12 protein-coding genes and 1 pseudogene are annotated in these 14,056 nt (G+C 33.6%); 6 read left to right on the top strand and 7 right to left on the bottom strand.

Translation table 11 applies throughout. The features are described from left to right. Positions 1–178 precede the first annotated feature (178 nt). Complete coding sequence (locus tag B0A65_RS08385; RefSeq protein ID WP_074660457.1) at positions 179–622, bottom strand: nucleoside deaminase; 444 nt, start codon at positions 620–622, stop codon at positions 179–181. A 177-nt stretch (positions 623–799) separates the two neighbouring features. Between B0A65_RS08385 and B0A65_RS08380 the strand changes: the two genes are divergently transcribed. Genes B0A65_RS08380 through B0A65_RS08365 form a run of 4 tightly spaced genes read left to right on the top strand, consistent with a single transcriptional unit; the run spans position 800 to position 5,330 of the window. Then, positions 800–1,570: a hypothetical protein gene (locus B0A65_RS08380; protein WP_074660456.1), complete on the top strand. Its 771-nt coding sequence runs from the start codon at positions 800–802 to the stop codon at positions 1,568–1,570. Positions 1,571–1,576: 6 nt separating this feature from the next. Beyond that, positions 1,577–2,452 (top strand): hypothetical protein, encoded by an 876-nt coding sequence (locus B0A65_RS08375; RefSeq protein WP_083370460.1) that lies wholly within the window; start codon positions 1,577–1,579, stop codon positions 2,450–2,452. Positions 2,453–2,505: 53 nt separating this feature from the next. Further along, positions 2,506–4,293: a 1-deoxy-D-xylulose-5-phosphate synthase gene (locus B0A65_RS08370; RefSeq protein WP_074660455.1), complete on the top strand. Its 1,788-nt coding sequence runs from the start codon at positions 2,506–2,508 to the stop codon at positions 4,291–4,293. 35 nt (positions 4,294–4,328) lie between these two features. Continuing rightward, a complete protein-coding gene (locus B0A65_RS08365) occupies positions 4,329–5,330 on the top strand; it encodes a DUF3078 domain-containing protein (protein WP_074660454.1) in 1,002 nt (333 codons plus the stop codon). Positions 5,331–5,416: 86 nt separating this feature from the next. Here B0A65_RS08365 and B0A65_RS08360 read toward each other — a convergent pair whose 3' ends face one another. After that, positions 5,417–6,763 carry a deoxyguanosinetriphosphate triphosphohydrolase gene (locus B0A65_RS08360; RefSeq protein ID WP_074660453.1) on the bottom strand — a complete coding sequence of 449 codons (1,347 nt, stop codon included), beginning with the start codon at positions 6,761–6,763 and terminating at the stop codon, positions 5,417–5,419. A gap of 61 nt (positions 6,764–6,824) precedes the next feature. Further along, positions 6,825–7,301 carry an RDD family protein gene (locus B0A65_RS08355; protein WP_074660452.1) on the bottom strand — a complete coding sequence of 159 codons (477 nt, stop codon included), beginning with the start codon at positions 7,299–7,301 and terminating at the stop codon, positions 6,825–6,827. A gap of 221 nt (positions 7,302–7,522) precedes the next feature. On the opposite strand from B0A65_RS08355, the pseudogene B0A65_RS08350 reads away from it, so the two are divergent. Continuing rightward, positions 7,523–8,094, top strand: a pseudogene (locus tag B0A65_RS08350) (5-methyltetrahydropteroyltriglutamate--homocysteine S-methyltransferase); the annotation flags it as partial. Between the two features lie 327 nt (positions 8,095–8,421). Here the strand turns inward: B0A65_RS08350 and B0A65_RS08345 are convergent. Beyond that, positions 8,422–9,015: an outer membrane beta-barrel protein gene (locus B0A65_RS08345; RefSeq protein WP_074660451.1), complete on the bottom strand. Its 594-nt coding sequence runs from the start codon at positions 9,013–9,015 to the stop codon at positions 8,422–8,424. 144 nt (positions 9,016–9,159) lie between these two features. Between B0A65_RS08345 and gldA the strand changes: the two genes are divergently transcribed. Then, positions 9,160–10,056 carry a gliding motility-associated ABC transporter ATP-binding subunit GldA gene (gldA, locus tag B0A65_RS08340; RefSeq protein ID WP_074660450.1) on the top strand — a complete coding sequence of 299 codons (897 nt, stop codon included), beginning with the start codon at positions 9,160–9,162 and terminating at the stop codon, positions 10,054–10,056. A gap of 433 nt (positions 10,057–10,489) precedes the next feature. Here the strand turns inward: gldA and B0A65_RS08335 are convergent, their stop codons facing one another. The 3 genes from B0A65_RS08335 to B0A65_RS08325 form a co-directional block, all read right to left on the bottom strand. Further along, positions 10,490–11,899 carry a pyridoxal phosphate-dependent decarboxylase family protein gene (locus B0A65_RS08335; protein WP_074660449.1) on the bottom strand — a complete coding sequence of 470 codons (1,410 nt, stop codon included), beginning with the start codon at positions 11,897–11,899 and terminating at the stop codon, positions 10,490–10,492. Between the two features lie 32 nt (positions 11,900–11,931). Beyond that, complete coding sequence (locus B0A65_RS08330; RefSeq protein ID WP_074660448.1) at positions 11,932–13,155, bottom strand: dicarboxylate/amino acid:cation symporter; 1,224 nt, start codon at positions 13,153–13,155, stop codon at positions 11,932–11,934. Positions 13,156–13,373: 218 nt separating this feature from the next. After that, complete coding sequence (locus B0A65_RS08325) at positions 13,374–14,030, bottom strand: class I SAM-dependent methyltransferase (protein WP_074660447.1); 657 nt, start codon at positions 14,028–14,030, stop codon at positions 13,374–13,376. Between the last annotated feature and the right edge of the window lie 26 nt (positions 14,031–14,056).

Raw genomic sequence — 14,056 nt, 5'->3', positions numbered from 1 at the left:
TTTAGAGTTAATGGGTTACGAATTTTAAAAAATGACAGAACGTTTTAACATTTTACTATTAAAACCATAACTAGCCAAATGCCAATTATATTGTAGTAAATATAAAGTATTTTCTGAAATATTTTAAGAGGAAAATTCGCTACTCTAACTATTTAACTTTTGTTGAAGTTTTTAAAAATTATTTTCTCCTTTCCAGAAAAAAACGTTTCATTAAATCAGCTGCTTCATTGGCCATAATTCCAGAAACGACGGTCGTTTTAGGATGCAGTTTTGTTCCCATAACCATAAAACCACGTTGTTCATCACGGGCACCAAAAACGATTTTCGAAATCTGACTCCAGTACAAAGCCCCTGCACACATTTGGCATGGTTCGAGGGTCACATATAAGGTACAATCTTTAAGATATTTTCCGCCAAGAAAATTTGCTGCAGCGGTTATCGATTGCATTTCGGCATGAGCTGTAACGTCGTTCAACAATTCGGTTAAATTATGACTGCTTGCAATTACTTTATTAGCCACTACAATAACAGCTCCAACAGGAATTTCACCTTTATCAAAGGCCATTTCAGCTTCCTGCAAAGCTTTCTTCATAAAGTATTCGTCGGTGAAAGGATTTATCATAGTTGCAAAAGTACATTTTTGAAATAATTATTTCTGAATTAAATATCTAAAAAGCATTGATTAAAACCTTATATTTTATCTCTTTTCAATTACTTTATCAAAATTAATCGCCTCATCATTTTTGGATATGATTTTCGTATTGATTTTTTATTATATTTAAATATTGAAATTTCAACCATGGAAAGAAAATACAAAATAACAATTCCTGAACCCTGCCATGAAAATTGGGACGAAATGGCTCCTAAAGACAATGGCCGTTTTTGTATGAGCTGTTCTAAAACAGTTGTTGATTTTACATCAATGCTTCCGGAGGAAATTCAGCACTATTTTATTTCACATAAAAATGTCTGTGGAAGACTTAAAAGTGAGCAGCTAAGTGAAATAAATATTCAGATTCCATCTCAAATATTATACAGCCAAATCCATTATCGAAAAATGTTTTTATTGGCGCTTTTTATAGCTATGGGCACTACATTATTTAGTTGTCAGGACAAAGACGGCAATAAGAAAAAAATAGATACAATTGAAGTCGTAGAAGATATCAAACCAGAACAACACGCTACTACTGGAATTATTTTGATGCCTGTAGAAAAACTTAACACCCAAGAACATTCTCAATCTGGACAAGAGGAACCTCAATCCGGACAATACGGAATTATTTATAATTCACATGATTTAGACGTTGCAGCTGTTCCAAAAAATGGAATAAAAAAATTCAATTCTAATTTTTCAAAAAATCTTATCACGGCAAAACAAGGAGAAATATCCGTTTTATTTGTGATTGAAGGCGACGGAAGTCTTAGTAATTTTAATATACTTGAAAATACAACAGCAGCAAGTGAAAAAGATATCATCGGAATTTTAGAAAAAACGCCAAAGTGGATTCCGGGCAAACGAAAAAATAGAATTGTTCGCTCCACTTACACTTTGCAAATTCCATTTAAGTAATAAAGAATGAAACATAAAATAACCATTCCTGAACCCTGCCATGAAAATTGGGATAAAATGACTCCAAACGAAAATGGTCGTTTCTGTCTGAGTTGTTCTAAAACTGTTGTTGACTTTACAACGATGTTACCCCATGAAATACAGCATTTTTTCATCCAAAATCAAAATAATAAAATTTGCGGAAGATTTAAGAAATCTCAATTAGATACAATAACAATTCAAATTCCGAGTCGTGTTTTACACACTCAAACACATTATCCTAAAATATTTTTACTGGCTTTGTTTATCGCCATGGGAACAACCTTGTTTAGTTGCCAGGATAAAAGTGGAAACAAGCAAAAAATTGATAAAATTGAAGTTGTTCAAGAGGATGTTCCGGTAGAACATATTTCCGTTGGTGACGCAAAAATTACTAATTTACACGATACCATTTTACCTCCACCACCACCTCCAAAAATTGACCAGGTTAAATTTGTAAAAGGAAAAACAGAAATAAAAAACACAAAAAACCTTAAATCAAAAGCGAATAATTGTAGCGAAACAATAAAGCATAAAACTAGCGTCGAAGATGAAGTTTATAACGGTGGTGTAGCAATTGAAACCAATGCAGAATTCCCTGGTGGTATTGAACAATTCTATAATTTTTTTGAAAAGGAATTTAAAAAACCCGAAAACATTACTACTACAAATCTCAAGATCAAGCTTTCGTTTGTAGTAGAAAGAAACGGCTCTGCATCTTTTTTGCAATCTGATCCAGTTATTGACAAAACTTTAGAAACAGAAATTAATAGAGTTCTAAGTTTATGCCCTAAATGGCAACCTGCAACATCTAATGGAAAAAAAACAAGAATACAATATTCCTTACCCATTGTATTGGAATGAGATCTCAGTCTAAAAATTAAATTTAAAACCGTAAATTTGCTTTTTACCTTATAATGAAAAGCAACTTACTCTCCAACATAGTCAATCCTGCCGATTTACGTTTACTTTCTGAAGCACAACTTCCAGAGGTTGCGAAAGAATTGCGTCAATTTATAATTGATGTTGTTTCTGTGAAAGAAGGTCATTTGGGAGCGAGTTTAGGCGTTGTTGAATTGACCATTGCTTTACATTATGTTTTCAATACACCTGAAGATTTATTGGTTTGGGATGTTGGCCATCAGGCTTACGGACATAAAATTTTGACCGAAAGAAGAGAAAACTTTCACACCAACAGACAAATTGGAGGTATTTCAGGTTTCCCGAAAAGAAGTGAAAGTGTTTATGATACTTTTGGTGTTGGACATTCTTCAACTTCAATCTCTGCTGCACTGGGAATGGCGATTGCTTCCCAATTAAAAGGGGATCTCAACAAACAGCACATTGCAGTTATTGGCGATGCTTCCATTGCATCCGGAATGGCTTTTGAAGGTTTGAATCACGCTGGAGTTACAGATGCTAATTTACTGGTTATTCTGAATGACAATGCTATCGGAATTGATCCGAGTGTTGGTGCACTTAAACAATATCTTACTGCGGTTAAGGAAGGGAAAAATCCGAAGAAAAATAATATGATTAAGTCACTGAATTTTGATTATTCTGGTCCAATTGACGGTCATGATCTTCCGAATTTAATAAAAGAATTAAACAGATTAAAAAACATAAAAGGGCCTAAATTCCTTCATATTGTAACCACAAAAGGAAAAGGTTTACAGCAGGCTGAAGAAAATCAGGTAAAATATCATGCTCCTGGAAAATTTGATGCTGCAACAGGAGAACTGCTTTTAAAATCAGAAGAAAATCTTCCACCAAAATATCAGGATGTTTTTGGCTTGACGATTTTAGATTTAGCCAGAAAGAATGAAAAAATCATCGGAATTACGCCTGCAATGCCTTCAGGAAGTTCTTTAAAATTTATGATGGATGAAATTCCGGAACGTGCTTTTGATGTTGGAATTGCAGAACAACACGCCGTAACCCTTGCGGCCGGAATGGCGACCCAGGGTATGATCGTGTACTGTAACATTTATTCGACATTTTTACAGCGTGCTTATGATCAGGTTATTCACGATGTGGCTTTACAAAATCTTCCCGTTATTTTTTGTTTAGACAGAGCCGGTTTGGTTGGTGAAGATGGCGCAACGCATCATGGGGTTTTTGATATCGCTTATTTAAGAGCAATTCCGAACATGATTATTTACGCACCAATCAACGAAATTGCGCTTCAAAACATTTTATATACCGCTCAACTGGGGCTAAATCATCCTATCGCAATTCGATATCCGAGAGGTCGGGGCGTTTTACCAAAATGGGAAGTAGAAAATTTCGGACATTATCATAAAATTAAAATTGGCGAGGCAAACTGCCTGAAAAACGGCACAAAAATTGCGGTTCTGTCGACAGGAAGCATTGGGAATAATGTTATAGACGCACTGAAGGAGAGTTCCAATTCTAATGAAATTGCACATTATGACTTTTCTTTTATTAAACCTTTAGACAACAACACATTACACTTTATTTTTTCTAACTTCAGCAGTATAATTACTATAGAAGAAGCGACAATAAATGGAGGATTTGGAAGTGCTGTTTTAGAGTTTGCTGCTGCAAATAATTATAAAAATGATATTCAAATTTTGGGTATTCCAGACGTATTTATTGAGCATGGAACCGTAAATCAGTTACAACAATTGTGTAAAATTGACGTTAAAAGTTTGGTAAATCTTTTTTCTAATGATTCAAAATAATTATTTTGCACAACCGAAATATTAAAACCAACCTAATGAAATTATTGCGTGCTACCCTTTTGCTGTTACTGCTTTTGTGTACTTCAAATAACTTTGCTCAAATTATCCAAACCACTTTAGATCCAAATCAATTACCAAAATTGCCCTCTAACTGGACTAAGAAAAATCAAGTAGGTTTTGACATTTCCGAAATTGCCTTTGTGAACTGGAGTGCAGGGGGAACAAGTTCTATTTCAGGTTTATTTAAAGGTGAATTTGGAAGAACTTACGTTAAAGGAAATCATAAATGGGTAAACGAACTCATTGTAAAATACGGTTTAAACAAACAGGATGGTACCGAGCTAAGAAAAACTGATGATGCCCTTTTAATTAATTCAACTTATGGTTTCAGAAAAGACACCGTTTCAAATTGGTATTATTCAGCGAAATTTAATTTCAACACACAATTTTCAAACGGTTACAATTATCCAAACAGAGATATCGCCATTTCGAAACCTTTTGCACCAGCTTATATCTTTTTAGGAGCCGGAGCTGAAAATTCAAACAAGCAGAAAAACAGAACTTTTTATTTCTCTCCAATTACTTTAAAGACGACTTTGGTACTCGACGACTACTTGGCCAATCAAGGATCTTTTGGTGTTAGAAAAGCAGTTTACGCACCAGATCCTCTGGATCCTACAGCGCAGATATTAGTTCAGGAAGGACAAAAAGTAAAAGCCGAATTCGGTATTTTGTTAACAGCCTACATGAAAAACGAGATTTATAAAAATATATTCTACGAAAACAGATTAAGCCTTTATACTGATTATTTAAACAAATTCGGAAACGTCGATGTCGATTATGATACTCGTTTAGATCTTGTGGTAAATGCTTATGTTAAAGCAAATATTGGCGTACATTTAGTATATGATGATGATATCAAAACTAAAAAAGATGTTGTTGATCCAACTACCGGAACAACATCTCAGGTTAATGATGGTCCAAGAGCGCAATTAAGACAAGTCTTAGGTGTTGGTCTGGTATATGCTTTTCAATAAAAAACATATTTCTCAATATTGAGAAAATAAAAACACCCTATAANNTTATAGGGTGTTTTTATTTTAAACCTGGTAGAAAATTCTATTTAATTATTTTTTCTTCCGTTAATTGTTTCAAATAATTCCAACGCATTTCCATCGGTTAGCAATGAAACATAATGACAGATATGTAATAAACGCTCGTATAAATTACCTTTGTCTAAATGATGTTTTTCAGGCAACATTTTCAAAATCAATTTATCATAGTTGGAAGCCGTTCCGTCATATTTATTATTAAAAGCGGTTATAAATTTATCCAGCAGGGTTTGAATAATCTGATACCCCACAATTTCTTTCTCGATTACTTCTCGGCTTTGATAGATTTTCTCGACACTTAAGTTGATAATATCATTCATTTGCGCTTTATACTTGCTTTTATCGGTTAAGGCATATGGAAATTCTCCACGCAGAATTGCTTCTTCATTCTCCACAAAAACATCTACGGCATCACTGATCAAAGCACCAATTGCTAAAGCACGCAAATAACTGATACGGTCTTCTTTGGTTTCCAATAATTTATATTTAGCAACTCCAATATTATCTTTTACCAATTTTATAAGATACTCTAAAGCATAATCTTCAGAAACTAATCCCAGATTTATTCCGTCTTCAAAGTCAATAATAGTATAACAAATATCATCTGCAGCTTCAACCAAATAGGCCAAAGGGTGTCTTTCAAAACCAATATCACCATCTTCTTTATTGGCGATCATTCCCATATCATTGGCTACTTCTTCAAAGAATGATTTATCCGTCTGAAAGAAGCCGTATTTTTTATCTGCAATATTATTGGTTGGTTTTTTAGGAAGGCTTTCTTTTGGATATTTCATAAAAGCACCCAAAGTAGCGTATGAAATTCGAAGTCCTCCTTCAATTCCCGGACGACTTGCCGTAAGAACCGAAAATCCATTGGCATTTCCTTCAAAATCAATTAAATCCTGCCATTGTTTTGCCGTCAGTTTATCTTTGTACTTTAATCCATTTCCAATTGAAAAATACTCTCCAATTGCTTTTTCACCTGAATGTCCAAAAGGAGGATTCCCAATATCATGCGCCAATGAAGCCGCCGCAACTATTGCTCCAAAATCATTCATATGATAACCATGAATTTCTTTTAAATGAGGATATTTTTCAAGAATTTTTTTTCCAACCAAACGCCCTAAAGAACGCCCAACAACTGATACTTCTAGACTATGCGTTAACCTTGTGTGTACGAAATCTGTTTTAGAAAGTGGAATAACCTGAGTTTTATCCTGCAAAGATCGAAACGCAGCCGAGAAAATAATTCGGTCATAATCTACCTCAAAACCCAATCGCGTATCATCTTGTTCTACACGTAATCTTTTGCTAGTATCTCCTTGGCGTTTTAATGATAAAAGTTGTTCCCAGTTCATTTCTTATTTTAGATTTGTGATTTTACATTTTAGATTTACTAACCTCAAAAGTACATTTATTTTATGCTTTTTCTAAAGATATTAATTCAAAATGATCTTTCATTTTTTCTTCAAGTTTAGATTTCACAACAACAAAAGTCCCTGAATTTTCATCATGTAAACCTAAATCACGCCCTCTTAAAAAAGTCCATGGCTCAAAAGGCAAAATACGCAAAATAGTTCGGGTTAAGATAATTCTTGCGGTTGGCTTTGAACCGTCCTCCATTACAACAATTGTTTTGGTTAAATATTTAGCTGGTGATCGAGCAAGAAACCCTTCTGTAATTCCGAAATACACAAAACTGATTATGCTCCAAAACAAATAACGCTCAATCATATCTGAAAGATTTATTCCTTTTGAAATTTCCAAGTTAATTAGAAAAGCTAGTAGCAATCTAACAATAATAACCTTTATTAGACTATCAATAATAAAATTTAAAATTCGCTTCTGTTTTGATGCTACTAAATAATTTTCAATTTTAAAATCTTCCTCTTTCATTTATAATTTTAGATTGAGAATCAAAATTACATTTTATTTTATGATAATATCGAATAAAAATAGGCCCGAGATTAATTTGATTTAAGTTTTATCGCCACGAATTCACGAATTATTTTAAATCATTGGATTTAAAATAATTCGTGAATTCGTGGCGGAAATTTAAACATCAAGCACATAAAAATCATTATAATCTGTGTAATCTGTGGCAAAATATTTAAAACTCCAATGCCGTGCTGCAAATTGCATTGGCCATTCGTGATGAAGTTGTAGATCTTGAAAAAGCCGGAATCAAAATCATTCAAATTGATGAACCTGCAATTCGTGAAGCTTTACCGTTGAGAAAAGAAGAATGGGTAAATTATCTGGATTGGGCTGTAAAAGCATTTCGAATTTCTGCCTCTGGCGTTCAGGACGACACACAAATTCACACGCATTTGTGCTACAGCGAATTCAACGATATCATTCAGAATATTGCTGATATGGATGCTGACGTAATTACGATTGAATGTTCGCGTTCGCAAATGGAACTTTTAGATGCGTTTGCCAACTTTAAATATCCAAACGAAATTGGTCCAGGAGTTTATGATATTCACTCGCTACGTGTGCCTTCAAGCCCGAAATGATCCGTTTGCTCGAAAAAGCTTCAGCTGTTATTCCGGTTGATCAATTATGGGTAAATCCGGATTGTGGTTTAAAAACACGTCATTGGGATGAAACAAAAAAAGCTTTAATCGAAATGGTTGCCGCCGCTCAGGAAATGCGAGCTGCCGTTGAAAATGGAGTGACTGCCTAATTTTATCTTATTATATTTTTGTTTTTTAGTGTCAACAAGTGGAATCGAAAATTCTTGTAGTTATGATTTAGTTTCGATTTCACTTCTGTTGGCATTATTGTTTATAAGAAAAAAGATAATTATATTTTTTTGAAGCAGAAGATTTTATTTTCAAAACACCTTCAGTCCCGCTATCCGCTATATCTTTTGTGTCCGCCGCGGCGGACACAAAAGGATATCGCTCCTATCGGGGCTAAATGAGAAATTTTAGTTTTTACAAGATTTGAGAAAACAAAAAAAGCATCCGCCGCAGCGGATGCTTTTCTGAAATTGAAATATATTCTAAAATTAGAAATTCTTTGAAATCCCTACAGAAAATTGTTTTCCAAAAGAGAAATTGAAATTTTTCACATTGTCTCCATTTCCATCATTTCCGTCATAATTTAAAGTATTGTAACCTAAACCTCCTACGTTGAAGTTCAAACCAAATCCTTTACCAACATTAACTAAAATTGCCGGAGTAATTCCAATATAAAAACCGTCTCCTTTATTTATTGCATCGATCGGCCCCACATCTTGTGTTACTTTTCTGCTTTGATATCCAACACCTAAATCAGCATAAGCAGAGAATGTTTGGTTTAATGGTTTAGCATAACGTAAAAAACCTCCTAAAGAGAAAGTGTCTGTTTTATACTCGTTATTATTATTTGTCTCTTGTTTTGAAGTACCAAATCCAGCCTCGATACCTGCAGTCCAGTTTTCGTGAAATTGATATCCAACTTTAGGTGAAAAAGCAAAATTATTGTACGTGTCTTCTGAACCAGAATTAGATACGTTTTGAGAATTGTACTCAATACTTCCCATAACTAAAATAGAACCTTTTTTTTGAGCATTTGCAAAGCTAACAATAGCTAATGCAACAACAACTAACATTTTTTTCATGTGTGATATTTGTTAAATTTTAATACTCCTTTAACAATAAAGATGCCACAATTTTTACTCCTTACATTTTTAAATAAATTCTTTGAAAGACAAAATTTAGCAATCAAAACTATTTCTGTTTACTTTTGTAGCAAATAAAAAGTCATGTCGATAGAAGTAAACAACATATCAAAAAGTTACGGATCTCAAAAAGCCTTAAACGAAATTTCGTTCTCCATTCAAAAAGGAGAAATTGTTGGATTTCTTGGGCCAAACGGTGCAGGAAAATCTACTTTAATGAAAATTTTAACGACTTATTTATTGGCAGATGAAGGCTCAGCCCTTGTAAACAGTCACGATGTCATGACGGATGCAAAAGCGGTGCAACGTTCTATTGGTTATTTACCAGAGCATAATCCGCTATATATGGACTTGTATGTTCGTGAGTATTTGGCTTTTAATGCCGATGTTTACAAGGTAGCAAAATCAAGGATTGAAGAAGTAATTCAACTGACAGGACTGTCAGCTGAAAGTCATAAAAAAATAGGGCAATTATCAAAAGGATACCGCCAGCGTGTGGGACTTGCCAACGCTTTATTACATAATCCCGACGTTTTAATTTTGGATGAACCCACTACTGGTTTGGACCCGAATCAGTTAATGGAAATTCGAAATGTGATTAAAAACGTTGGAAAAGATAAAACGGTTTTTTTATCTACTCACATCATGCAGGAAGTAGAAGCTATTTGTGATCGGGTCATTATTATTGACAAAGGACAAATCGTGGCTGATAAAAAATTAGATCATCTGGTTTCTGAAAATAAGGAACAAGTTATCGAAGTTGAATTTGATTATCAGGTTGAAGAACAGCTTTTATCAAAACTCCCAAATATTATTTCTTACAAAAATACCCACGATATGACCTGGGAATTAACCTTTGTAGCAGAAAAAGATATGCGTCCTGCTATTTTTGATTTCGCTAACGAAAATGGTTTAAAAACATTACAATTGAATCAGAAGAATAAAAACTTAGAAGCTGTTTTTAGAGAGATTACTAAATAAGTTTTCAGTCTCAGTCTCAGTTCTCAATCTCAGTTAACATAAAAAGACGCTCTTTTACAGAGCGTCTTTTTGCTTTTATACCTTATCAGATGTTTATATTTTCAAACCTTAAAATGATATAAAATTATTTTAAAAGTAAAACCATTAACATCCAATTGGTTAAGTATTTTTTAATCAATTTTTTATTGTTTTTATTTAGACTTATTACAAATAGTATTATATTTGCCTCATCGTAATCAAATTAAAAGTACAATGACGAATATAATTGTTCTCCTAATTTTAATATTAATTTATAAAGCAAGTCAATTTTTTAATTGTCTTTAATTATAAAACACAAGTCAGAAATACTTTTTTTTTGTTTTTTTAATCCTTGTTTTTTTGTTTTTTTTTGATGTTAGTAAAGAGCCTGTCTGTTCAACAGGCTCTTTTTTTATTAGATCTCTAAATCCAAAATAGTTTCTTTCATTTCTTCAATTACTATTTTTATATCTTCCTCTGTTGTACGCCAGTTCACAAATGAGGCTCTTATTCCTTTACGATTTTGATAAACCGTTGGCGTCATAAAAACTTTTCCTTTGTCATTTAAAAGTGTCAAAAATTCATTTACTTTTTCCTGATTGTGACTCCCCTTCAAAGTAAAACAAACATTATTTAAACGGATTGGGGCCAGCAATTCAAAATTTCCATCTTCAATCAATTCATTGCCAAATTGAAGCGCCATTGAAGCGCTATTTTCAACAATATCACAAAACCCTTCTTTACCATACGCCAATAAAGAAAACCAAACAGGCAACGCTCTTAAACGTCTGGAATTTTCGGGCAATACATTCAGGTAATTAAAATTCTCTAACGGATTTCCTAAATACGGTGCATTCGAATTCTGAAAGGTTTCTATTTGCAAACTTGCATGTTCTTTTTTGATTAAATAAAAAGCACTTTCATAAGGTACATTCAACCATTTATGACAATCAATTGTAATGCTGTCCGCTCCTTCCCAACCGTCTACAAAATGTTTAAACTTATCTGAAACGGCAGCAAATCCTCCAAAAGCAGCATCAATATGCCACCAAAAACTATATTTTTCTTTTAACTTTGAAATTGCTTTAAAATCATCAAAATCTGCTGTGTTTACAGTTCCGGCACTTGAAATTAAGATAAAAGGCTTTCTGTTTAAACTTTCAATGTTTTTCTCTAAATCGGCAATATCAATTGCTTCGCGATTGCCTTCAATTGTTTTTAATGTGGTATAATTATTACTCCCAATTCCTAACATCGCCAATGATTTAATCGATGACGAATGCGGCGTCGCAGTCAGAATATTGATTGTTTCTGATATTCCGTTTTTAGCAAAATCTTTTCCAAATTGCTTTCCAAACCATTGTCTTGCCACTCCCAGGCAAGTGAAATTTGACATCGTTGCTCCGGTTACAAATCCGCCTAAAAAAGTATCTGGCAGTTTTAATAACTGAAGTACTAAATTAATAGTTTCAAATTCTATTAAAGCAGAGACTCCGCCCTGAGCTTTCACAGCCTGTGTATTTTGATCGTAAACGGAAGCCAGCCAATCACCCACAATGGAAGCCGGCGTTGATCCTCCTGTTACAAATCCCCAATATCTAGGACCTGGCGAACTTACCAATAAAGGCGCTAACCTTTCATTAAATTCTTCTAATGCAGCCAATGAACCCAAACCTAATTCGTTTAACTCTCTGGTTGGATCAATTGAATTTTTAGTAGAAGTGGGAACGTTTTCGAGATTATTCAAAAAAGCTATTCCTTGTTGTTTTGTCTTTTCTAAGATATTTTCGAAATCGTTTAGATCGTGTTGTAATACTGAATTCATTATTTTATTTTGAAATAGTTATAAATCTTATTTTACCATTTAGTCTTTTCAGAAAACCGCGAAATCATCATCGAACAAATCAAATCGCCATTTACGTTCAATAAAGTCGCAATTGGATCTACTAATGTTCCTAAAATCATGGCGACTGGCAAAGCTTGCTCCATTGGCAATCCATAAACGGTTATGGCCAAAACTTCTCCGATATAACCTCCGTTCAGAATTCCGCCTTCGACTATTGAAACGATTACGGTAATTCCTAATGCCAATAGTATGGTTGAAGGTGCTGTAAAATCTTTTCCAAACATGGCAAAAAGAACGGTTATTTTTAAAATCGAAGACATGCTCGATCCGTCTTTATGCAAAGGCGCTCCAAGTGGAATAACCAGATTCCGAACATGTTTTGGTATGTTCATTTTTTCAGCCGCTTCAAGATTTGCTGGAATCGTTGCAATACTGCTGCAGGTTCCAACTGCGGTTAAAGCGGGCGTAATATTGTTGCTCCAAAATACTATAAGAGCTCTTTTTCCTCCGGCAACCAAAGCGTATAAACTAAAAAACACTATGAAGTAAAATACACAAGCGGCATAATAAACTCCCAAAGGCTTGGCATAAACACCGAATAACTGCGGTCCAAAAACCCCAACCTGATACGCAAAATAAGCACCCAAACCAATTGGTGCCAATTTCATAATCATATTCAAAAGCTGTTTCATGACTTCATTTCCTGAATCCAGAAAACTTCTAAAAGCACTTCCTTTTTCTCCCGAATGCAAACTTGCAAATCCAATTAAAAAAGAAAATATAATCAAAGCGAGCATACTTTTTCGGGACAATAATTCGAAGAAATCATTTACCGTAAGCAATTGCGCTATTTGATCTCCAATAGTTCCCGATTTTATATTTTCTATCGGAACTTTAGAAATGATGATATTTTGATGAATTGGAAAAAGATAAACGGCCAAAATCATTACGATGGCAGAAATCAGAATCGTTGCTAAAAAAACAACAATCATTACAAGGAATAACTTGCCTAATTTTTCTGTACGTTCTAAATTGGCAATTGAAGAAGCAATTGTAAAAAATATAAGTGGAATAATGGCTGTAAAAAGTAAGTTTAGGAAAATATCTCCGAGTGGTTTTATAACCAAGACATCTTTACCATAAAATAACCCTAAAATACTTCCGAGAATAATACCGCCTAGAAGTAATAAAATGCTGCTATAACTTTTGAGAAAATTGATTTTTTTAACCTCCATAATTTTTTAAAGTATTAGGATTTTCGGAAATGGAAACGTGAAATAAGAATCAATTAAATTACTCAAAAAAAGAGTTCAAAAACTATCTGATTTTTTTTTAATGCCACAGATTAAAATAATTTTAAATGATTTCCTGAATCTTTGAAAATCTGTGACCTGAGCGATAGCGAATAGAGGAAGTAAATCAGTAGCAAAAAATCATGAACGAATTTAACAAGCTACTCCTTTTCTAAAACAATCGTAGTAAAGTCCCGATCAACTAATTCTCCTGTTCTGGTTTTTACTTTTTCGGTTAAAGTCTCTTTGTATAAGATTTTGAAAGCTGTTTTTTGGACTAATTGCTCTACTTTTTCAGTGCTGTAAAGTTCAAATTCATATTTCGTAAACGGAAGCTGTTTCATGAAACTTTCTTCTGCAAAAGTGATACAGAAAACGCCATTTGGTTTTAAAACCCTGTATATTTCTGAAAGCAATTTTTCTGGTTCCTGCCAAAAATAAATAGTATTAACCGTGAATATTTTGTCTAAAAAGGCATCCTGAAACGGAACTGCGTTTCCGTCATAAACCGAAAAGAAAGCTTGTTTTTGAGAGACAAAATTTCTGTTGATCTGGCGCGCTTCCTGAAACATTAATTCAGACATTTCGAGTCCGTAGTATTTTAAGTTTTCAGCTTGTTCGAATATAAATTCGACATGTCCCGCATTTCCATGACCTAATTCTAAAATAGAATTTCCACTTTTTATATTTAAATTTTGAATAGAATGATGCGTCATGTTGATGTTGGTTTCATGCATCATGTTGGCCATTTCTATCCCTTTTTCTCCTGTTGGATGTTTTAACTGAGCCGCGATTGCTTGTAATTCTTCTTTTTCCATAAAACTAAAATTAAATTCCAATTAAT

Origin of the sequence: Flavobacterium frigidimaris (genome assembly GCF_002217275.1) — a bacterium.
Classification (GTDB): Bacteria; Bacteroidota; Bacteroidia; order Flavobacteriales; family Flavobacteriaceae; genus Flavobacterium; species Flavobacterium aquidurense.
The sequence above is the reverse complement of the archived record's forward strand: the minus strand, read 5'-3'. Positions and strand labels throughout refer to the sequence as shown.

Coding starts and splice junctions, on each gene's coding strand:
- B0A65_RS08385 (WP_074660457.1), bottom strand. CDS start 622: ATGATAAATCCTTTCACCGACGAATACTTTATGAAGAAAGCTTTGCAG.
- B0A65_RS08380 (WP_074660456.1), top strand. CDS start 800: ATGGAAAGAAAATACAAAATAACAATTCCTGAACCCTGCCATGAAAAT.
- B0A65_RS08375 (WP_083370460.1), top strand. CDS start 1,577: ATGAAACATAAAATAACCATTCCTGAACCCTGCCATGAAAATTGGGAT.
- B0A65_RS08370 (WP_074660455.1), top strand. CDS start 2,506: ATGAAAAGCAACTTACTCTCCAACATAGTCAATCCTGCCGATTTACGT.
- B0A65_RS08365 (WP_074660454.1), top strand. CDS start 4,329: ATGAAATTATTGCGTGCTACCCTTTTGCTGTTACTGCTTTTGTGTACT.
- B0A65_RS08360 (WP_074660453.1), bottom strand. CDS start 6,763: ATGAACTGGGAACAACTTTTATCATTAAAACGCCAAGGAGATACTAGC.
- B0A65_RS08355 (WP_074660452.1), bottom strand. CDS start 7,301: ATGAAAGAGGAAGATTTTAAAATTGAAAATTATTTAGTAGCATCAAAA.
- B0A65_RS08345 (WP_074660451.1), bottom strand. CDS start 9,015: ATGAAAAAAATGTTAGTTGTTGTTGCATTAGCTATTGTTAGCTTTGCA.
- gldA (WP_074660450.1), top strand. CDS start 9,160: ATGTCGATAGAAGTAAACAACATATCAAAAAGTTACGGATCTCAAAAA.
- B0A65_RS08335 (WP_074660449.1), bottom strand. CDS start 11,899: ATGAATTCAGTATTACAACACGATCTAAACGATTTCGAAAATATCTTA.
- B0A65_RS08330 (WP_074660448.1), bottom strand. CDS start 13,155: ATGGAGGTTAAAAAAATCAATTTTCTCAAAAGTTATAGCAGCATTTTA.
- B0A65_RS08325 (WP_074660447.1), bottom strand. CDS start 14,030: ATGGAAAAAGAAGAATTACAAGCAATCGCGGCTCAGTTAAAACATCCA.